The 19,649-nt window shown below is 74.0% G+C and carries 18 protein-coding genes; 3 read left to right on the top strand and 15 right to left on the bottom strand.

Annotated features, from left to right (window positions below; genetic code table 11):
* Positions 1-23: 23 nt before the first annotated feature.
* From AB0302_RS00150 to AB0302_RS00130, 5 genes are read right to left on the bottom strand one after another with little or no spacing between them, the layout of a single operon-like run.
* The gene (locus tag AB0302_RS00150; RefSeq protein ID WP_366370170.1) at positions 24-908 is read right to left on the bottom strand and encodes a CoA ester lyase; all 885 of its coding nucleotides are present in this window, start codon (positions 906-908) and stop codon (positions 24-26) included.
* Positions 905-1,462, bottom strand: coding sequence for a MaoC family dehydratase (locus AB0302_RS00145; protein WP_366370169.1), 558 nt, complete (start codon positions 1,460-1,462; stop codon positions 905-907). The genes AB0302_RS00150 and AB0302_RS00145 overlap by 4 nt, the downstream gene beginning before the upstream one ends.
* Positions 1,459-2,646, bottom strand: a complete 1,188-nt coding sequence (locus AB0302_RS00140) for an acyl-CoA dehydrogenase family protein (protein ID WP_366370168.1) — start codon at positions 2,644-2,646, stop codon at positions 1,459-1,461. The genes AB0302_RS00145 and AB0302_RS00140 overlap by 4 nt, the downstream gene beginning before the upstream one ends.
* A complete protein-coding gene (locus AB0302_RS00135; RefSeq protein ID WP_366370167.1) occupies positions 2,643-4,805 on the bottom strand; it encodes a biotin carboxylase N-terminal domain-containing protein in 2,163 nt (720 codons plus the stop codon). The genes AB0302_RS00140 and AB0302_RS00135 overlap by 4 nt, the downstream gene beginning before the upstream one ends.
* An 8-nt stretch (positions 4,806-4,813) precedes the next feature.
* On the bottom strand, positions 4,814-6,433 hold the full coding sequence (locus AB0302_RS00130; RefSeq protein ID WP_319074680.1) for a carboxyl transferase domain-containing protein: 1,620 nt from the start codon (positions 6,431-6,433) through the stop codon (positions 4,814-4,816).
* Positions 6,434-6,545: 112 nt separating this feature from the next.
* Here AB0302_RS00130 and AB0302_RS00125 point away from each other — a divergent pair, with 112 nt between their 5' ends.
* A complete protein-coding gene (locus AB0302_RS00125) occupies positions 6,546-7,196 on the top strand; it encodes a TetR/AcrR family transcriptional regulator (protein ID WP_366370166.1) in 651 nt (216 codons plus the stop codon).
* A gap of 3 nt (positions 7,197-7,199) precedes the next feature.
* Here AB0302_RS00125 and AB0302_RS00120 read toward each other — a convergent pair whose 3' ends face one another.
* From AB0302_RS00120 to rpsB, 9 genes are all read right to left on the bottom strand, one after another.
* Positions 7,200-8,609 carry a dihydrolipoamide acetyltransferase family protein gene (locus tag AB0302_RS00120; RefSeq protein WP_319074677.1) on the bottom strand — a complete coding sequence of 470 codons (1,410 nt, stop codon included), beginning with the start codon at positions 8,607-8,609 and terminating at the stop codon, positions 7,200-7,202.
* Positions 8,606-9,682 carry an alpha-ketoacid dehydrogenase subunit beta gene (locus AB0302_RS00115; protein WP_248115284.1) on the bottom strand — a complete coding sequence of 359 codons (1,077 nt, stop codon included), beginning with the start codon at positions 9,680-9,682 and terminating at the stop codon, positions 8,606-8,608. Before AB0302_RS00115 ends, AB0302_RS00120 begins: the two co-directional genes overlap by 4 nt.
* The gene (locus tag AB0302_RS00110; RefSeq protein ID WP_366370165.1) at positions 9,679-10,848 is read right to left on the bottom strand and encodes a thiamine pyrophosphate-dependent enzyme; all 1,170 of its coding nucleotides are present in this window, start codon (positions 10,846-10,848) and stop codon (positions 9,679-9,681) included. Before AB0302_RS00110 ends, AB0302_RS00115 begins: the two co-directional genes overlap by 4 nt.
* A 181-nt stretch (positions 10,849-11,029) precedes the next feature.
* Positions 11,030-11,650 carry a DivIVA domain-containing protein gene (locus AB0302_RS00105; protein WP_319074674.1) on the bottom strand — a complete coding sequence of 207 codons (621 nt, stop codon included), beginning with the start codon at positions 11,648-11,650 and terminating at the stop codon, positions 11,030-11,032.
* Positions 11,651-11,708: 58 nt separating this feature from the next.
* The gene (locus AB0302_RS00100) at positions 11,709-12,539 is read right to left on the bottom strand and encodes a phosphatidate cytidylyltransferase (RefSeq protein ID WP_319074673.1); all 831 of its coding nucleotides are present in this window, start codon (positions 12,537-12,539) and stop codon (positions 11,709-11,711) included.
* A 26-nt stretch (positions 12,540-12,565) separates the two neighbouring features.
* Positions 12,566-13,123, bottom strand: a complete 558-nt coding sequence (gene frr / locus AB0302_RS00095) for a ribosome recycling factor (protein WP_248115288.1) — start codon at positions 13,121-13,123, stop codon at positions 12,566-12,568.
* A gap of 53 nt (positions 13,124-13,176) precedes the next feature.
* Positions 13,177-13,947 carry a UMP kinase gene (pyrH, locus tag AB0302_RS00090; RefSeq protein WP_248115289.1) on the bottom strand — a complete coding sequence of 257 codons (771 nt, stop codon included), beginning with the start codon at positions 13,945-13,947 and terminating at the stop codon, positions 13,177-13,179.
* Positions 13,948-14,160: 213 nt separating this feature from the next.
* Positions 14,161-14,997, bottom strand: coding sequence for a translation elongation factor Ts (gene tsf / locus AB0302_RS00085; protein WP_366370164.1), 837 nt, complete (start codon positions 14,995-14,997; stop codon positions 14,161-14,163).
* Between the two features lie 110 nt (positions 14,998-15,107).
* Positions 15,108-16,034: a 30S ribosomal protein S2 gene (gene rpsB, locus AB0302_RS00080; RefSeq protein WP_366370163.1), complete on the bottom strand. Its 927-nt coding sequence runs from the start codon at positions 16,032-16,034 to the stop codon at positions 15,108-15,110.
* 403 nt (positions 16,035-16,437) lie between these two features.
* On the opposite strand from rpsB, the gene AB0302_RS00075 reads away from it, so the two are divergent.
* Positions 16,438-17,124: a peptidoglycan DD-metalloendopeptidase family protein gene (locus AB0302_RS00075; RefSeq protein ID WP_366370162.1), complete on the top strand. Its 687-nt coding sequence runs from the start codon at positions 16,438-16,440 to the stop codon at positions 17,122-17,124.
* Here AB0302_RS00075 and AB0302_RS00070 read toward each other — a convergent pair.
* Positions 17,024-18,223, bottom strand: a complete 1,200-nt coding sequence (locus tag AB0302_RS00070) for a glycosyltransferase (RefSeq protein ID WP_366370161.1) — start codon at positions 18,221-18,223, stop codon at positions 17,024-17,026. The genes AB0302_RS00075 and AB0302_RS00070 overlap by 101 nt on opposite strands.
* 446 nt (positions 18,224-18,669) lie before the next feature.
* Between AB0302_RS00070 and AB0302_RS00065 the strand changes: the two genes are divergently transcribed.
* Entirely contained in the window at positions 18,670-19,560 is an 891-nt protein-coding gene (locus AB0302_RS00065) for a LysM peptidoglycan-binding domain-containing protein (RefSeq protein ID WP_366370160.1), read from the top strand.
* The last annotated feature ends 89 nt before the right edge of the window (positions 19,561-19,649 follow it).

Here is a 19,649-nt window from a genome sequence, read left to right as displayed (position 1 = left end):
GCGCCCCTCCTGTATACAGCCGTTCAGTCCCCCGCCGGCACCCGCCCGAGGGTCAGCCGGGCCTGGGCGAGCACCACCTCGTCCACCATGGTGCCGTCCAGCTCGAAGGCGCCGTGCGCCCCCTCGGCCGCCGCGAGCACGCGTCGGGCCCGGGCCACCGCCTCCTCGCTCGGGGCGTAGGCCTCACGCACCACGGGGGCCTGCGCCGGGTGGAGGCACACGGTGGCCGCGCACCCGAGCGCGACGGCGTCCTCGGCCTCCGCGGCGAGGCCCGCGTGATCCTGCAGGTCGAGGAACACCGCGTCCCACGCCGCCGTGCCGTGGGCGGCGGCGGCGAGCAGCACGGTCGCTCGTGCGTGCCGGACGACGGGGCGGTAGGCGCCGTCGGCCGTGCGCGAGGACGTGCCGCCCATGGACGCCACGAGGTCCTCCGCGCCCCACATCAGCGCGCCCACGTGGGGGTGCGCCGCGAGGGCGGGCGCGGCGAGGATGCCCGCCGCGGTCTCGCACAGGGCCACGACGCGCACGTCCTCCCCCAGCGCCGCCACGAGGCCGTCCACCTGCGCGGCGGACTCCGCCTTGGCGAGCATGAGCGTGCGCCACCCGGTCTCCGTGAGCATCGCCAGGTCCGCGGCGTGGTCCGGCGTGCCCGCCGGGTTCACGCGCACGACGACGCGGTCCGCGGCGAGCGGTCCGCCGTCCGTGCCGCCCGTGGCCCGGCCTTCCCAGGCAGCTCGCACGGCGTCGCGGGCGGCCGGGCGGGAGGCCGGCGTGACGGCGTCCTCGAGGTCGAGGATCACCGCGTCGGCGCGGTCGAGGGCCTTGGCGAAGCGCTCGGGTCGGTCCGCCGGCGTGAACATCACGGCCGGGCCGAGGGCCAGGGGCCCGGCCGCCGTGGGGGTGCTCATGCCCGGGTCTCCATGGAGCCCTGCTTCGCCTTCGCCTCGGCGTGGGCCGACGCCGTCCACATGAGGCAGGTGCGCTGGGCCCGCACGACGACGTCGCCGTGCTGGTTCTCCCCCGTCATCTGGAAGGTGACGATGCGCTGGCCCGGTCGCGAGGAGGACTCCCGGACCGCGGTGACCTCCGAGCGCCCGTAGAGGGTGTCCCCGTGGAACACGGGGTGCGGGAAGGCGATCTCCCCCAGCCCGAGCTGCGCCACGAGCGTGCCCTGCGTCGTCTGCCCGACGGCGAGGCCCACGAGCGTGGACAGCGTGAGCATGGAGTTCACGAGCGGCTTCCCGAAGGGCTGCGCGGCCGCGTACGCGTGGTCCAGGTGCAGCGCCTGCGGGTTCATCGTCAGCGTGGTGAAGAGGACGTTGTCCGCCTCCGTGAGCGTGCGGCCGGGCCGGTGCAGGTACACCTGGCCCACCGCGAGCTCGTCCGCGTAGCGCCCGCGCTGCTCGATGACCTCGGGCCCTGTGTTCTCCGCGCCCGGCGTGGGGGTCTCCGCCACCGTCACAGCCCCAGGTCGCGCGCGATCAGCATGAGCTGCACCTCGGTGGTGCCCTCGCCGACCTCGAGGATCTTGGAGTCGCGGTAGTGGCGGGCCACGAGGGTCTCGTTCATGAAGCCGTAGCCGCCGAACACCTGGGTGGCGTCGCGGGCGTTGTCCATGGCCGCCTCGCCGGCGATCATCTTCGCCATGGCGGCCTCGGTCTTGAACGGCTTGCCGGCCAGCATCTTCTGCGCCGCCTCGTAGTAGGCCAGGCGCGCGGCGTGGGCGCGGGCCTGCATGCGGGCGATCTTGAAGGAGACGGCCTGGAACGTGCCGATCCTCTGGCCGAACGAGGTGCGCTGCTTCGCGTAGGCGACCGACTCGTCGACGCAGCCCTGGGCCACACCCGTGGCGAGCGCGGCGATGGCGATGCGGCCCTCGTCGAGGATCTCGAGGAAGTTCGCGAAGCCGCGGCCGCGGGTGCCGAGCAGGTTCTCCTCGGGGACGCGCACGTCGGTGAAGTGCAGGGCGTGGGTGTCGGAGGAGTTCCAGCCGACCTTGTCGTACGGCTTGGCCACGGTGAAGCCCTCGGTGCCGGCGGGCACGAGGATCGTGGAGATCTCCTTCGCGGGGCGGCCGTCGGGGCCGGTCTTGCCCTCCACCGTGCCGGTCACCGCGGTGACGGTGACGAGGCTCGTGATGTCCGTGCCGGAGTTGGTGATGAACTCCTTGGCGCCGTTGATGCGCCACATGCCGTCCTCGAGCACCGCGGTGGTCTGGGTGCCGCCGGCGTCGGAGCCCGCGCCGGGCTCGGTGAGGCCGAAGCCGGCCAGGTTCTCGCCCGCCACGAGGCTGGGCAGCCAGCGCTCCTTCTGCTCCTGGGTGCCGAACTTCAGCAGCGGCATCGCGCCGAGGGAGACGCCCGCCTCGAGGGTGATGGCCACCGACTGGTTGACGCGGCCGAGCTGCTCGAGCGCGAGGGCGAGGGCGAAGTAGTCGCCGCCCATGCCGCCGAACTCCTCGGGGAAGGGCAGGCCGAACAGGCCCATCTCGCCCATCTGCTTCACGATCTCGTACGGGAACTCGTGCCGGGCGTCGAGCTCGGCGGAGACGGGGGCCACGACCTCGTCCGCGAACTCGCGGACGGTGTCGGAGAGGACCTGGTAGTCCTCCTCGAGGGCGGGCAGGGTGCGGTGCTTGGTGCTCATGCGGACTCTCCAGAGGTGGTGGGCACATCGGCGGTGCCGGGGGTGTGAGGGGTGACGGTGGCGACCAGCCCGCGCGCGGGCACGGACTCGCCGGGACGGACGTGGACGGTGACGACGCCGGCGACGCCCGCGGTGACGGGGTGCTCCATCTTCATGGCCTCGAGGACGGCCAGCTCGGCGCCGGCCTCGACGTGCTCGCCGGTGGACACGGACACCGCGACGACGGTGCCCGGCATGGGAGCCCGGGCCTCCGGGGAACCGCCGCCGGCGGGGGCACGACGCGCGGCGGCCGCGGCGCGCGACGCCGCCACGCGCTCGGCGCGGCCCAGCCGCTCGATTCGCCAGGTGTGCCCGCCGGAGTGGACCCACGCGGCGTCCGGGTCCGCGGGGTGGCGCAGAGATCGACCGCCCGCGTGCCCGGGCTCCGCCCCGTCCTGCGCGGACGGCCCGTCCTCCGGGGCCACCGACCCGGGCCCGCGCCACAGCACGCAGAGGTCCTCCCAGCGCAGAGGCAGCGCGGGGGCGGGGGCGCCCGCGGCGCGCCAGGCGTCCTGGCGGTGCCAGGCGCCGGCCGGCTGCACCCGCAGACCGGACGCGGCCAGGGTCGCCTCGTCGATCCCCTGGACCGTCAGCGCGGAGGTGAGGGCCTCCGGGGCGAAGGCGGCGCCGGCCGCGTCCCAGACCTCCGCGCGGGGGGCGGGGGCCTCCCATGCCGGTGCCTCGTCGATCAGGGAGGTCCTCAGGCGGCCGGCCCGGACGTCGTCGCGCGCCACGAGGTCCCGCAGCCACGCCAGGTTGCTCGTGACCCCGAACAGCACCGACTCCGCGAGCGCCGCCTCGAGGCGGTCCAGTGCCTGGGGGCGGTCCGCGCCGGAGGCGATCACCTTGGCGACCATGGGGTCGTAGTGACCGGTGACCTCGGGCTGGTCCGGGCCCTCGGACCGGCCGGGGGCGTCGTCCTCGGAGTCCGGCGGGAAGAGCAGGGTGTCCACGCGGACCCCCTCCCCCCGCGGCGGCTCCCACAGCAGCACGGGCCCGGCGGCGGGGAGGAACCCGTGCGCGGGGTCCTCGGCGTAGACGCGGGCCTCGGCGGCCGCCCCCTCCAGGGTGACGTCCTCCTGGCCGAAGCCCAGGTCCTGTCCGGCGGCGATCCACAGCTGCAGCTCCACGAAGTCCACGCGCTCGCCGCGCACCCGCACGACCTCCTCGGACACGGGGTGCTCCACCTGCAGACGGGTGTTCATCTCCATGAAGAAGAACTCGTCCGGGTCCTCGTCCGAGACGAGGAACTCCACGGTGCCGGCCCCCACGTAGCCCACGGACTCCGCGGCGTCCACGGCGGCCCTGCCGAGACGGGCGCGCAGCTCGGCGCCGTGCGCCAGGCCGGTGAGCAGGGGCGCGGGCGCCTCCTCGATCACCTTCTGGTGGCGGCGCTGCAGGGAGCACTCCCGCTCCCCCAGGTGCACGGTGCGCCCGTGGGTGTCCGCGAAGACCTGCACCTCGATGTGCCGCGGGGCGGTGATGAGCCGCTCGAGCAGGAGGGTGTCGTTCCCGAACGCGGAGCGCGCGGTGCGGCGGGCGGAGGCCAGCGCGGCCGGCAGCTCGTCCGCGGCGTGCACGGCCACCATCCCCTTGCCGCCGCCGCCCGCGGAGGGCTTGATCAGCAGCGGGAAGCCGACGCGCTGCGCCTCGGCCACGATCTGATCGTCGGTGAGCGTGGGGTCGGCGATGCCCGGCACCACCGGCACGTCCCGCGCCGAGACGGTCTCCTTGGCGCGGATCTTGTCCGCCATCGCGTCCAGCGACGCCACGGGCGGGCCCACGAAGACGACGCCGGCCGCCTCGAGCGCCCGGGCGAAGTCCGCGTTCTCGGAGAGGAACCCGTAGCCGGGGTGCACGGCCTGCGCCCCGGTCCGGACGGCGGCCGCCACCACCGCGTCCACGTCCAGGTAGGACTCGCGGGCGGGGGCCGGGCCGAGGCGGACGGCGAGGTCCGCCTCGCGCACGTGGCGGGCGCCGGCGTCGGCGTCGGAGAACACCGCCACGGAGCGGATGCCGAGGCGGCGCAGGGTGCGGATCACGCGCACGGCGATCTCGCCGCGGTTGGCCACGAGGACGGTGTCGAAGAGGGCGGGGCCCTCGGCGGGGGTCTGGGTCATGGTCAGGCTCACATCCGGAAGAGGCCGAAGCGGGCGTCCGGCAGGGGGGCACGGGAGATGACGTCGAGGGCCATGGCGAGCACGCGGCGGGTCTGGCCGGGGGTGATGATGCCGTCGTCCCACAGGCGGGCCGTGGAGTAGAGGGGGCTGCCCTGCTCGTCGTACTGCTGCCGCACGGGGGCCTGGAAGGCCTCGACCTCCTCGGCGGTCATCGGCTCCTCCCCCTTCGCGGCGCGCTGGTCCTGCTTGACCTGGGTCAGCACGGCGGAGGCCTGCGGCCCGCCCATCACGGAGATGCGGGCGTTGGGCCACATCCAGAGGAACCGCGGGGAGTAGGCGCGGCCGCACATCGCGTAGTTGCCGGCGCCGAACGAGCCGCCGATCACCACGGTCAGCTTGGGCACGCGACACGTGGCGACGGCGGTGACCATCTTCGCGCCGTCGCGGGCGATGCCGCCGGCCTCCGCGTCCCGGCCCACCATGAAGCCGGAGATGTTCTGGAGGAACAGCAGCGGGATGCCGCGCTGGTCGCACAGCTCGATGAAGTGCGCGCCCTTGCGGGCCGAGTCGCCGAAGAGGATGCCGTTGTTGGCCAGGATGCCCACGGGGTGGCCGTCGATGCGAGCGAAGGCGGTGACGAGCGTGGTGCCGTAGAGCGGCTTGAACTCGTGCACCGAGTCGGCGTCCACGAGGCGGTCGATCACCTCGTGCACGTCGTACGGGGCGTTGACGTCCACCGGCACCACGGAGGTCAGCTCCCCCGGGTCCTTCGCGGGCTCGAGGGAGGGGTGCACCTCCCACGCGGGGCGGGCCGGCGCGGGCAGGGTGGCCACGATGTCCCGCAGCAGCTGCATGGCGTGGACGTCGTCGTCGGCCAGGTGGTCCGCCACGCCCGAGCGCTCGGCGTGCAGGCGCCCGCCGCCGAGGTCCTCGGGGGTGACGTCCTCGCCGATCGCGGCCTTCACGAGGGGCGGGCCTCCGAGGAAGATGGTGCCCTGCTCGCGGACGATCACGGTCTCGTCGCACATGGCGGGCACGTACGCGCCGCCCGCGGTGGAGGAGCCGCACACGGCCGCGAGCTGCGGGATCCGGCGCGAGGAGAGCAGTGCCTGGTTGCGGAAGATCCGGCCGAAGTGCTCCCGGTCCGGGAACACCTCGTCCTGCTTCGGCAGGAACGCGCCGCCCGAGTCCACGAGGTAGAGGCAGGGCAGGTGGTTCTCGAGGGCGATCTCCTGGGCACGCAGGTGCTTCTTCACGGTCAGCGGGTAGTAGGTGCCGCCCTTCACGGTGGCGTCGTTGCCCACCACCATCACGGCGCGGCCGTGGACCAGGCCGATGCCCGCCACGACGCCGGCGGCGGCCGGGCTGTCCTCGCCGTACACGCCGTGCGCGGCGAGCGCGGCGATCTCGAGGAACGGCGAGCCCTCGTCGAGGAGCGCGTCGATGCGGTCCCGCACCAGGAGCTTGCCGCGGCCGGTGTGCCGCGCGCGGGCGGACTCGGAGCCGCCGAGCGCGGTGCGGGCGACGAGCTCGGCGAGCTCCGCCTCGAGGCGGGCATGGCCGGCGGCGTGGCGCTCGGCGGCGCTGGCGGGCGCGGCGGATGCCTCCGCGGTGGGACCGGCGGTCATGAGACCCCTTCCAGTGAATGATCACTAACTGAACCTGCTCCCAGTGTAGTGATCAGGATCACGGGCGCAAACGCCGTCACGGCCCCGTCGGGCCCGCCCTAGAGTGGCAGGCATGCCCTCCGCAGCACCCTCCGCCGAGACCCCGGGCGCGGCCCCGCCCCGCGCCGACACACCCGCCCCCACGGCCCGTCTGGCCGCGAAGGCTCGGCGCCGGGCGGACCTGTTGGCCGCGGCCGCCCGACTGTTCGCGGCGAGCGGGTTCGACGCGGTGCGCCTCGAGGACATCGGCGCGGCATGCGGGATCAGCGGGCCCGCCGTCTACCGGCACTTCGCGAACAAGGCGGCCGTGCTCCGGGAGATCCTGGAGACGGCCAGCCGCGACCTCCTGGCGGGCGCGCTCGCCACGGAGGGCACGCAGGCCCCGGGCGAGCCCGTGCTGCGCGCGCTCATCGCCTTCCACGCCGACTTCGCCCTGGAGAACCGGGACGTGATCCGCGTGCAGGACCGGGACCTGCGGGCGCTGCCCGCCGCCGAGCGCGCCGAGGTCACGGCCACGCAGCGCGCCTACATCGACGTGTGGGCGCGGCAGCTCACCGCGCTGCACCCCGACGACGACGCCGCCGCGGCGGTCTTCCGGTCCCAGGCGGTCCTCGGGCTGCTCAACTCGACGCCGCGCTCCGTGCGCCGCACGCCCGCGGACCGGGCCGCGCGTCGGGCGACCCTGATCGCGATGGCGTGGGCCGCCGTCGCGGCCCACGCCTGAGCATCAGACCATCGCCAGGGTCATCCCGGGCCGGCGCAGCATCGCACCGACGTCGGCGAGGAAGCGCGAGCCCTGCTCGCCGTCCACGAGGCGGTGGTCGAAGGAGAGCGAGAGCGTGACGACGTCGCGCAGCGCGATCTCCCCGCGGTGCTCCCACGGCATGCGGCGCACGGCGCCGAGGCACAGGATGGCCGCCTCCCCCGGGTTGATGATGGGGGTGCCGGTGTCCACGCCGAACACGCCGACGTTGGTGATGGTGAACGTGCCGCCCGTCAGCTCGGCCGGACCCAGCGCGCCCTCGCGCGCCGTCGACGTCAGCCCGGCGATCGCCTGGCCCAGGGCCCTGAGGTCCATGGCCTGGGCGTCCTTGACGTTGGGCACCATGAGCCCGCGGGGCGTCGCGGCGGCGAAGCCGAGGTTCACGGCGTTCTGCTGCACGATCACGCCGCGCGCCTCGTCCCAGCGCGCGTTGACGTCCGGGGTGCGCTCCATGGCCAGCAGGCAGGCTCGGGCGGTGAGCGTCATGGGGGTGAGCTTGACGTCGCGGAACGCGCGGTCGGCCTTGAGCTCGGCCAGCAGCTCGAGCGTCTCGGTCACGTCCACCTGGAGGAACTCGGTGACGTGCGGCGCGGTGAACGCCGACTGCACCATGGCCGCCGCGGTCGCCTTGCGCACGCCCTTGACGGGGACGTCCACCTCGCGGGGACGCCCGCCCAGGGTGCGCACGGAGCCGGTCGCATCGCCAGCGGCCGACGGCGCGGACGACGCGGCCGCGGGCTCGGCGGCCGCAGGCTGGGCGGCCCGCAGGAACGCCTCGACGTCCTCGCGGGTGATCACCCCGCCGACCCCCGAGCCGGTCAGGGACGTCAGGTCGACCCCGCTGCGCTTGGCGAACAGGCGCACCGGCGGGGTGCACCGGGGGCGCTCCCCCGTGCCGCGCTCGACAGCCGGGGCGATGGGCTCCGCGTCCGCGGCGAGCGCCGGCGCCTCGCCCGGGGCGTCGGGGGCCTCCTCGGGGCCGGCGACGGGGGCCGACTCGACCGCGGCGGACGGGCCCGCGCCGCGGCGGGCGCGTCGACCCGGCTTGCCGGCGTCGGGCGCGGCGCCGTAGCCCACGAGCGTGGGCACCCGGCCGCCGTCGCCGTCGGAGCCTGCGGGATCGTCCCCGGCGCCCTCCACCGTGAAGGTGACGAGCGGGGCGCCCACCTCGACGGTGGCGCCCTCCTCAGCGTGCAGCTGGGCCACGACGCCGGCGAAGGGGCTCGAGACCTCGACGACGGCCTTGGCCGTCTCGACCTCGGCGAGGGTCTGATTGACGGTGACCGCGTCGCCGACGGCGACGCGCCACATGGCGATGTCGGACTCGGTCAGGCCCTCGCCCAGGTCGGGCAGGCGGAACGTCTTCTGGCTCATCGGGTCTCCTCCCCGTCGGCGCCGGCGGCGTGCGCGGCGAGGAACTGCTCTGCGGTCTGCGGGGCGGCGAACGCGTCCACGGAGTCCAGCGAGTTGGGCCGGCCCATCGCGCGGTCCACGCCGTCGAGGATGCGGTCGAGGTCCGGCAGGTGCAGGTGCTCGAGCTTGGCCGGCGGGTACGGGACGTCCATGCCGGTGACGCGCACCGGCGGAGCCTCGAGCCAGTGGAACGCGCGCTCGGCCACGGTGGCCACGAGCTCCGCGCCCAGGCCGCCCGTGCGGGAGGCCTCGTGGGCCACCACGAGCCGGCCGGTGCGGCGCACCGAGGACTCCACGAGGCCCGTGTCGATCGGCGAGAGGCTGCGCAGGTCCACGACCTCCACGTCCACGCCCTCCTCGGCGGCCACCTCGGCGGCCTGCAGGGCCGTCTTCACGAGCGGTCCGTACGAGACGAGCGTGACGTCGGAGCCGGGGCGCAGGATGCGCGCGGGGCTCAGCGGCGGGACGGCGGCGTCCACGTCCACCTCACCCTTGTCGTGGTAGCGGCGCTTGGGCTCGAGGTAGATGACCGGGTCGTCCGAGGCGATGGCGCCGCGGATCATGTCGTAGCCGTCCTGCGGAGAGGACGGGGAGACCACGCGCAGGCCCGCGGTGTGCAGGAAGTACGCCTCGGGCGACTCGGAGTGGTGCTCGGGCGAGCCGATGCCGCCGCCGAAGGGGATGCGGACGGTCACCGGCATGGGCACGGCGCCCCGGGTACGGGCCCGCAGCTTGGCCAGGTTCGCCACGATCTGGTCGAAGGCCGGGTACACGAAGCCGTCGAACTGGATCTCGACGACGGGCCGGTAGCCGCGCATCGCCAGGCCCACGGCCGTGCCGACGATCCCGGACTCGGCGAGCGGGGTGTCCAGCACGCGGTCCCTGCCGAACTCCTCCTGGAGCCCGTCCGTGATCCGGAAGACACCGCCGAGCGCGCCGATGTCCTCGCCCATGAGCAGGACCTTGGGGTCCTCCGCCAAGGCCCGGTGGAGGCCGCGGTTGATCGCGCGGCCGAACGTCATGCGCTCGCTCATGCGCCTGCCTCCTCGTCGTCGAACTGGGCCAGGAACAGCCCGTGGTCCCGGTGCTGGCGCTCCAGCTCCTGGTGCGGCTCCGCGTACACCTCCGAGAACATCGTGTCCGGCCCGTCCTCCACGAGTCCCTCGAGCGCGCGGCGGACCTCCGCGGCCAGCTCGTCGGCGGCCGCCTGGGCCTCGGCGCGGATCGCGTCCACGTCCTCGCCGAGCGAGGCCAGGTGCGCCTCGACACGCGCCAGGGGGTCGCGGGCGCGCCAGGCCTCGAGCACCTCGGGGTCCTGGTAGCGCGTGGGGTCGTCCGCGGTCGTGTGCGGGCCCATGCGGTAGGTGACCGCCTCGATGAAGGTGGGGCCGCCGCCCTCGGCCGCGCGGGCCACAGCCTGGCGCGTGGCCGCCAGCACCGCGAGGACGTCGTTGCCGTCCACGCGCAGGGCGGGGATGCCGAAGCCCCACGGGCGGTCCGCGATGTTCCGACGGGCCTGCAGCCCCACGGGCTCGGAGATGGCCCAGTGGTTGTTCTGGCAGAAGAACACGACGGGCGACTGGTAGGTCGCGCTGAAGACCATGGCCTCGTTCACGTCGCCCTGGCTCGTGGCGCCGTCGCCGAAGTAGACGATCGTGGCGGCGTCGGCCTGGTCGCGCTGGACCCCCATCGCGTAGCCGACGGCGTGCAGCGCCTGGGCGCCGATGATGATCTGTTGGGTGGCCACGCCGGTGGCCTTGGGATCCCAGCCGGAGAACGTGGATCCCCGCCACACGCGCAGCAGGTCCAGGGCGGGGACGCCGCGCAGCAGGGCCACGCCGTTCTCGCGATACGAGGGGAAGACGAAGTCGTCCGCGCGCAGGGCGGCGGCCGAGCCCACCTGGGACGCCTCCTGGCCCAGCAGCGGGGGCCACAGGGCGAGTTCACCCTGGCGCTGCAGGTGGGTGGCCTCCGTGTCCAGCCGGCGCACCACGGTCATGCTGCGGAGGAGGTCCGCGAGGACGGCGGCGTCCACGTCCTCCAGCCACGGATCGAGCTCCGGCGAGGGGACGCGGGTCCCCTCGGCGTCGAGCACCTGCAGCGTCGCGCCCGCGGACGCGTGCCCGTCCTCGAGGGGGGTGTGGCCGGCGGCGGGATCGGTGGAGCCGTGCTCCACGGGGGTGGGGTGCACCAGGGTCATGAACTCAGCCTTCCATACGTCGCCCCAGGTGAGGGGCGAGGGTGGAGGCGTCCTGCGCGGCGGGGGTGGGCGGCGTCAGGGCGCGTCTGAAATGTGATTGTAGTCACATGGTGGACGCGATTTGCAATCGGCGCCCCGGACCGCCCCGCGCCGGGCGAGGCGGTCCTGGACGCCGGGCGGGTCAGCCGCGGCGCAGCAGCACGTCGACGGCGGCGTCCAGGTAGGCGTCCACCTGCGCCTCGTCGTAGCCGTCGCGGCCCTCGGCCTCGGCGAAGGACGACCGGCGGACGTCGTCGGCGGTCAGCGGACGGTCCGCGTCGTCGCCGCGCTCAGCGGTGACGCGATCCGTGCTCCCGAGGGTCGCGCGGAGTCGGTCGAGGAGGGCGTCGACGTCGTCGACGGCGTAGGCGGGGGCGTCCTCGCGGGTGGGGCGGCGGAAGCGCTCGGCGGGTGCGCGGTCCGCGCGGTCCAGGAGCTCGCGGGTGCTCTCCTCGAGCGCGGCGTCCCACTCCCCGTCGCCGTGCTCGCGCACGACGGCGTCCCGCTCAGCGGCGGTGAGGGCCTCCTCGAGGCGGTCCAGGGCGTCGTCCACCTCGTCGGTGGCGTAGCCGCCGTCCACGGTGGCGAAGCGAGCCTGGCGCACCTGCTCGGGGGTGAGCTCGCCGCGTCCCTCGGCGGCCTCGCGGGCGCGCTCCATGAACGCGTCCACGTGGGTGGGCTCGTAGCCGATCTCGTCCGACTCGACGGTCTGGAAGACGTGGTCGGCGGAGGGAACGGCGTCCTTCGGGGGGCGGGGGGTCATGGCGTCTCCTGCGGGGTGGGTCGGAGCCCCGCGGTGCGGGGCGGCGGGGGGAAGGGGATCAGGTGAACGGCAGCGCCATGACCGTGTAGGCCACGGGCGCCGCGAAGACCAGGGAGTCGAGTCGGTCCATGATCCCGCCGTGGCCCGGGAGCATCGAGGACATGTCCTTGATGCCGAGCTCGCGCTTGACCATGGACTCGGAGAAGTCGCCGCACGTGGCGGCCGCCACGGTGAGCACGCCCAGCAGCGCGCCCACCCACCAGGGCTGGCCCACCAGCAGCGGCACCGCCACGACGCCCACCAGCACGGAGCCGGCCAGGGAGCCGCCGAGGCCCTCCCACGACTTCTTGGGGCTGATGCGCGGGGCGATGGGCGTGCGGCCGAAGCGGTAGCCCACGGCGTAGCCGAACGTGTCGTTGGACACCACCATGAGGAGCAGGCACAGCACCATCATGCGCCCGTGCGGCTGGGCGAACAGCGCCACGCCGAAGGAGAGCAGGAAGGGGGCCCACAGCACCACGAACACGCCGGCGAGGATGAACTGCCCCGTGGGCCGACGCCGCGTGGCCGCCGTCCAGAGGCACACGGCCAGGAGTGAGGCGAGCAACGCCAGGAACAGGGCGGGGACGCCGCCCCACCACGTGGCCAGCGGCAGGGCCGCCGCGGCGATCCACAGCGGCGGGCATGGGACGTCCATCCCGATCCCCCGCACGGCGGCCGCCACCTCGGAGACCCCGCCCAGGAGCAGCGCCACGAGGAGCGTCACCAGCACCCACGGCAGCCACACGAGGCCCACCAGGGCGACGGCCAACAGGCCGGCCCCCACGACGACGGCGGACTTGAGGTCGCGGCCGCCGCGCGGGGGCGCGGGGATGGGGGCGGGTGTCATCGAGGCGGGACGCCGGAGCGCGAGGATCAGACCTCGAGCAGCTCGGCTTCCTTCTTCTTCGACATCTCGTCCACGAGGTCGACGTGCTTCTTGGTCAGCGCGTCCAGGTCCTTCTCGCCGCGCGTGCCCTCGTCCTCGCCGATCTCGCCGTCCTTGACCGCCTTGTCCATGGCCTCCTTGGCCTTGCGGCGGGCGTTGCGGATGGAGACCTTGTGCTCCTCCGCCTTCGACTTCACGAGCTTCACGTACTCCTTGCGGCGCTCCTCGGTCAGCTCCGGCATGACCACGCGGATGACCTTGCCGTCGTTGGACGGGTTGGCGCCGATCTCCGACTCGGACAGCGCCTTCTCGATGTTGCGCAGGGCGCTGGTGTCGAAGGGCGTGATGAGCAGCGTGCGGGCGTCCGTGGTGGTGAAGGACGCGAGCTGCTGCAGCGGGGTGTAGGAGCCGTAGTAGTCCACCATCACCTTGGAGTACAGCCCGGGGTTGGCGCGGCCGGTGCGCACGGCGGCGAAGTCTTCGCGCGTGGCCTCGATGGTGCGGTCCATCTGCTCTTGCGCGGACTGCAGGGTCTCCTGGATCACGGTCTCTCCTCGGTGGTGCGGTTCGGGTCTGGTGCCATCCTACGCGGCGGGGCTCACGGGGTGACGGTGGTGCCGATCGGCTCGCCGAGCAGCGCGCGGGTCACGTTGCCCGGGCCCTCCATGCCGAACACGCGCATGCTCAGGTCGTTGTCCTTGCACATGGTCATGGCGGTCAGGTCCATCACGCGGATGTTGTTCAGCAGCGCCTCGTCGTACGTCAGGTGCTCCAGGCGCCGGGCCGTGGGGTCCTTCTTGGGGTCCGCGGTGTACACGCCGTCCACGCCGGACTTGGCCATCAGCACCTCGTCCGCGCCCACCTCGAGCGCCCGCTGTGCGGCCACGGTGTCGGTGGAGAAGTAGGGCAGGCCGGTGCCGGCGCCGAAGATCACGACGCGGCCCTTCTGCATGTGGCGGATGGCGCGCAGCGGGATGTAGGACTCGGCCACCTGCTCCATGTGGATGGCGGACTGCACGCGCGTGGACACGCCGGCCTGGAGGAGGAAGTCCTGCAGGGCCAGGCAGTTCATCACGGTGCCGAGCATGCCCATGTAGTCGGCACGCCGGCGGTCCATGCCGCTCTCGGAGAGCTCGGCGCCGCGGAAGAAGTTGCCGCCGCCGACGACGATGGCGATCTCCACCCGGTCGGCCGCGGCGGCGATCTGCTCGGCGATCCCGCTGACGGTCACGGGGTCCACGCCGACGCTCCCGCCGCCGAACACCTCGCCCGAGAGCTTGAGCAGGACGCGGCGCCGGCCCGTCTCGTCGGCGTTCTGCTGCGCGGTCTCGGCCGTGCGGGGGGCTGCGGGGGCGCGGTTGGACTCCATGGGGATCTCCTGGCGTGACTGGGGGACGAGGGGCCGCCGGCCGCGCGGAGGCGCGGGGCGGGCATCGTGCGCGAGTCTACCGGCCGGCGTCGTGGGCCCCACCCCCGGACCGGCACCCGGAGACGGCGTCGGACACGGGACGAGCCGCGCCCCCACCGATGAGGTGGGGACGCGGCTCGTCTCGAGTGCTCCGCCCGGCGCGGGCGGCGCGGATCAGGCGCCGACGCGGAAGCGGGCGAAGCCGGCGACGGCGGTGCCGGCCTCGGAGGCCACCTTGCCGACGGTGGTCTTCGGGTCCTTCGCGAAGGGCTGGTCCACGAGCACGATCTCCTTGAAGAAGCCGGTCAGGCGGCCCTCCACGATCTTCGGGAGAGCCTGCTCCGGCTTGCCCTCGGCGCGCGCGGACTCGTCGGCGATGCGACGCTCGTTCTCCACGGTCTCGGCCGGGACGTCCTCGCGGGAGAGGTACGTGGGCGAGTAGGCGGCGGTGTGCACCGCGATGTCGTGCGCGGCCGTCTTGGCCTCCGCGGAGTCGGCGTCGACGGCGAGCAGCACGCCCACCTGCGCCGGCAGGTCCTTGGAGGTCTTGTGGAGGTAGGCGTCCACGAAGGAGCCCTCGACGCGGGCCAGACGGCGCACGACGACCTTCTCGCCCAGCAGGGCGCCCTCCTCGATGACGTAGTCGCCCAGGGTGCGGCCCTCGTGGTCGGAGGCCAGCAGGCCCTCGACGTCGGTGGCGCCGGAGGCGACGGCGGCGCGCAGCACCACGTCGCCCAGGGTGATGAACTTCTCGGCCTTGGCCACGAAGTCGGTCTCGCAGTTGAGCTCGATCATGACGCCCACGCCGTTCTCGACGGTGGCGGCCACGAGGCCCTCGGCCGCGGAGCGGCCCTCGCGCTTGGTGGCGCCCTTGAGGCCCTTCACGCGGATGATCTCGGTGGCCTTCTCGGCGTCGCCGTTGGCCTCGTCGAGGGCCTTCTTGACGTCCATCATGCCGGCGCCGGTGCGCTCGCGCAGGGCCTTGATGTCAGCAGCGGTGTAGTTCGCCATGCTCGTTCGGTCCTTCCCGTGGTGGGGTGGTGCGGGATGTGCTGGGGATGGGATCCGGGGTGGGCGGCCCGGTGCCGATGGGCACCGGGCCGCCCCTCACCCGGACGGGGTCACTCGGCCTGGGCCGGGGCCTCGGTCTCGGCCACGGTCTCCTCGGCCTGGGGCACCTCGAGGGCCGGCGCCTCGGTGGCGCCCGGCGCCACGGCCTCGCCGGCGGCCGGAGCGGCGGCCGCGGGGGCCTGCTCCTGGGCCTGCGGGGCGGCCTGCTCGGCGTTGTGCTGCTCGAGCAGCTCGCGCTCCCACTCGGCCATCGGCTCGGCGGCGGACTGACCGGACTTGCCGCCGTCCTGGCGGGCCATCAGGCCCTCGGCCACGGCGTCGGCCACCACGCGGGTGAGCAGGTTGACGGAGCGGATCGCGTCGTCGTTGCCCGGGATCGGGTAGGTGACCTCGTCCGGATCGCAGTTGGTGTCGAGGATCGCCACCACGGGGATGTTGAGCTTCTGCGCCTCGTCGACGGCGAGGTGCTCCTTCTTGGTGTCCACGATCCACACGGCGGAGGGGGTCTTCGCCATGTTGCGGATGCCGCCGAGGTTGGCCTGCAGCTTCTGCAGCTCGCGGTTCAGGAGCAGGAGCTCCTTCTTGGTGTGGCCGGAGCCGGCGACGTCCTCGAAGTCGATCTCCTCGAGCTCCTTCATGCGCTGCACGCGCTTGGAGACCGTGGAGTAGTTGGTGAGCATGCCGCCCAGCCAGCGGTGGTTCACGTAGGGCATGCCCACGCGGCCGGCCTGGTCGGCGATGGCCTCCTGGGCCTGCTTCTTGGTGCCGACGAAGAGGATGGTGCCGCCGTGGGCCACCGTCTCCTTGACGAACTCGTAGGCGCGATCGATGTAGGACAGCGACTGCTGCAGGTCGATCACGTAGATGCCGTTGCGCTCGGTGAGGATGAAGCGCTTCATCTTGGGGTTCCAGCGGCGGGTCTGGTGGCCGAAATGGACACCGGAGTCGAGGAGCTGGCGCATGGTCACGACGGGCATGACGTTTCCCTTCTGTGGCAGCCGTGGCACCCCGCGCTTCGCGCGCGGGCGGTCTGCCGGTCGGTTCTTGACGGTTGTCGGCCGCACGGCACGTGCGACCCCTGGCATCAGGACGGCGGCTGCCGGGCCCCGCGTGCACCCCCGACGACGCCGTGGCGGCGGAGGCGGGGGACCGAACGTGGGGGCTGGGCTCGCCGGAGCGGGCCCACCCTGATGCGCGTAGTCGGTGCCCGAGCGCACGGCGAGACGCCGGCGCAGGACACCGCTGGGGCCAAGCCTACCGCACCCGGGGTCGGCCGGACGCGGCCGGCCCGCTCCTGCACAGCGCGCGGAGAGCCCCGCTCCGTCCCCCATCCCGGGCCCGATCGAACCGGGCGGGGCGCGCCCCGGGCAGGCTGTCCGCATGGCCGGATCATCCCCTCCGCTCCCCCGCCCCCTCCGCGGCCCGCGGGCCCTCGCGGTGCTCGCGGTGCTCGCCACCCTCCTGGCCACCCTGCTCGTCACGTCCGTCTCCGTGCCCCTCACGGGCGATCCCTCCGCGGATCCCGCCGCCGCGCCGCACGGGCTGCTCGCCGCGGGCGAGGCGCGGCCCGGGTGGCGCGCGCCCGTGGCCGGGGCGGGACCGCAGGACGTCCGCCGGGCCTTCGCCGCGCCCCTCCAGCCGTGGGGGCGCGGGCACCGCGGCGTGGACCTGGCGACGGGCTCAGGGGCCGTCCGCTCCCCCGCGGACGGAACGGTGCGGTTCGCCGGCGGCGTGGTGGACCGTCCCGTGCTCACGATCGCCCACGACGACGGTCTCGTGAGCTCGTTCGAGCCCGTCACCGCCCTGGTCCCGGTGGGCGCGCGCGTCTCCGCGGGAGAGGTGGTGGGGACAGCCGACCCGCTGGGCGCGCACTGCCTCGTGCCGTGCGTCCACTGGGGCGTGCGCCGCGAGGACGGGTGGCGCGTGGGAGGGGCCCTCTTCGACCGCTACGTGGATCCGCTCTGGCTCATCGGCTGGAGCGGTCCCTCCGTCCTGTGGCCGCAGCACGGTCCTCGGCCACCCGGCGTGCCAGCCGCAGCAGGGCCCGCGCCGAGCGGTCCCAGCTGAACCGGGCCGCCTGGGCGGCGCTCGCGCGGGAGGCCCGCGCGAACTCCGCCGGGTCTTCGAGCTCGCGCACCCGCGCCACGAGGGCGGCGGCGCGATCGCCGTCCAGCGGCACGCCGCGGTACGCCAGCGTGCCGGCCCCCGCGACCTCCTGGAAGATCGGCAGGTCCGAGCAGATCACGGGGGTGCCGTGGGCCATGGCCTCGGCGACGGGCAGGCCGAACCCCTCGGCCCGGGAGAGCGTGACGAGGGCCGTGGCCCGCCGCAGCAGGTCCGCGTACTCCGCCTCGGAGGCACCGCCGTGGAAGAGGACCCGGGCGCCGGACTCCCCGACGGCGGCGCGCCGTCCGGCCAGCCGGGCCTCCAGCTCGGCCCGTCGCTGCGGCGGGATCGGGGACAGCAGGTGCAGCTCGTAGCCCGGCAGCGCGGGGGCGGCGTCCAGCAGGGACTCCACGTCCTTGTAGTCCATGAAGGAGCCCATGTAGACCAAGAGCCGCTCCGGGGCGGCGTCCGGGTCCCGCGGCGTCGCGACGTCCGGCGGCGCGTTGCCGATCACGTGCACGGGCCGGCGGGTGAGGCGGTGGCGGGCGATCAGCTCCGCGGTGGTCTGCGAGACCGTTGCCACGGCGTCGCCCCGGTCCAGCAGGAGCCGCTGCGGCGCGTAGCTGAGGTGGTAGGCCCGCCAGAGCCAGCGGATCGGCTCGGGGAGGCGCCCCGGCGGGGTGGGGTGCTCGTAGTAGATGAGGTCGTGCAGCGTGAGGATCAGGCCGTAGGCCCGCCCCCACGAGCCCATCGTCTGCATGGGCGAGAACACCACGTCCGGCTCGAGCGCCCGGACCTGCCGGGCCACGAACGGCTCCCGGACGGAGACGGGGCCGGAGACCCGGTGCCACGGGACGCCCGCGGGGAGCAGGGCCAGCTGGCGCTCGTCGGCGATGAGCATGGCCGTCCGGACGCCTTCGCCGTCGGCGTCCCCCGACGTCGTCGTGATCCGGTGGACGGCCTCGATGAGGCTCGCGCCGTAGCGGGAGATGCCGTCGTGGAAGTCGGTGCGCGTGTAGCGCGCGTCCAGGAGGAGGCGCAGGGGGCGAGGGGCGGTCACCGCTCCACGCTAGCGCGCCCGGCCCACCGCAGGCCGAGACCCCCGTGAGCGTGGGGCCGGCCACGAGCGCGTCGACGTCGGCCCTCGGCACCGTGCGCCGCGCCCGCGAGAGGGCTGCCGCGCCCCCGGCGGTGGACGGGCGAGACGAGCCCGGAGCGACGACGTGGAGAACGTGTCCTGCGGCACACTCGCGAGGCGCGCAAGGCCTCGTCAGCGCAGGATTTCGTGGATTGCCCCTGGATGTTCCCCGGCGTTCATATTGCGTTTCGATAACGATCCGGTATCTTTGATCACGGATCGGTTGCGATCCACTCCGGGCTTCCCCTCGCACCCTGCGTCCCGGTCTCTCCATCACTGTTCATCACTCGCACCAGCGGTCCGGCTACACCCGGGCACCACGTGGCGCCCTGCCCGAAGGACGCTGGTCACGAATGGGAAGTAGCGCCATGACTGAGATCTCCCCCGCCATCCGCCGTCATCACCGCGTCGCCGCGGCCTCCTTCGCCCTCGCCCTGAGCGCCGGCACCCTCGCCGGCGTCGGCACCGTCGCCGCGGCGCCCTCCGCGCAGGCCGCCGAGTCCACCTACACCGTGCGCTCCGGCGACACCCTGTGGCGCATCGCCGCCGCCAACGGCGTGGCCCTCTCGGAGCTGATGAGCCTCAACGGCCTCTCCGGGTCCTCGATCATCTACCCGGGCGACGTGCTGCGCCTCACCGGCACCACCACCGCGGCCCCGGCCCCGACCTCGGGCGGCACCTACACCGTGCGCGCCGGCGACGGCTGGTGGGTCATCTCCCAGCGCGTCGGCATGAGCATGTCCGCACTGACCTCCCTGAACGGCATGACGACCTCGACCATGCTGCACCCGGGCATGGTCCTGAAGACCTCCACCGCCGTCGAGCGCACCTCCACCACCGCTCCGGCCCCCGCCCCGGCCCCGGAGCCGGTGCGCCAGTCCTCCTCCAAGCAGGCCGCGATCGACTTCATGGTCGCCAAGGTCCGCAGCTCCTCCACGTACTACGCCTGGGGCGGCAACGGCCCCTACGGCTACGACTGCTCGGGCCTCGTGAAGCAGGCCATGGCCCAGTCCGGCATCACTGTGGCCCGCACCAGCCACGACCAGTACGTGAACGCCCCCACCAAGGTCTCGCGTGCCAACGCCCAGCCCGGCGACCTCGTGTTCTGGGCCAACCAGTCCACCGGCCGCATCTACCACGTGGCCATGTACATCGGCGACGGCAAGATCGCCCACGCGCTGAACCCCACCGCCGACCTCGTCATCACGGACATGAACATCATGTCCTCGAACATGCTCTCTGTGGTGGGCCGCTACTGAGCCTGACCCCCGCCGCCTGAACGGCGGCACGGGAAGCCCGACGCCGGCCCCCGCCCCACGCGACCGAACGGTCCGGGGCGGGGGCCGGC

Origin of the sequence: Micrococcus sp. NPDC078436, from assembly GCF_040702705.1 — a bacterium.
GTDB lineage: Bacteria > Actinomycetota > Actinomycetes > Actinomycetales > Micrococcaceae > Micrococcus.
This window is presented reverse-complemented; position numbering and strand designations above follow the sequence as displayed.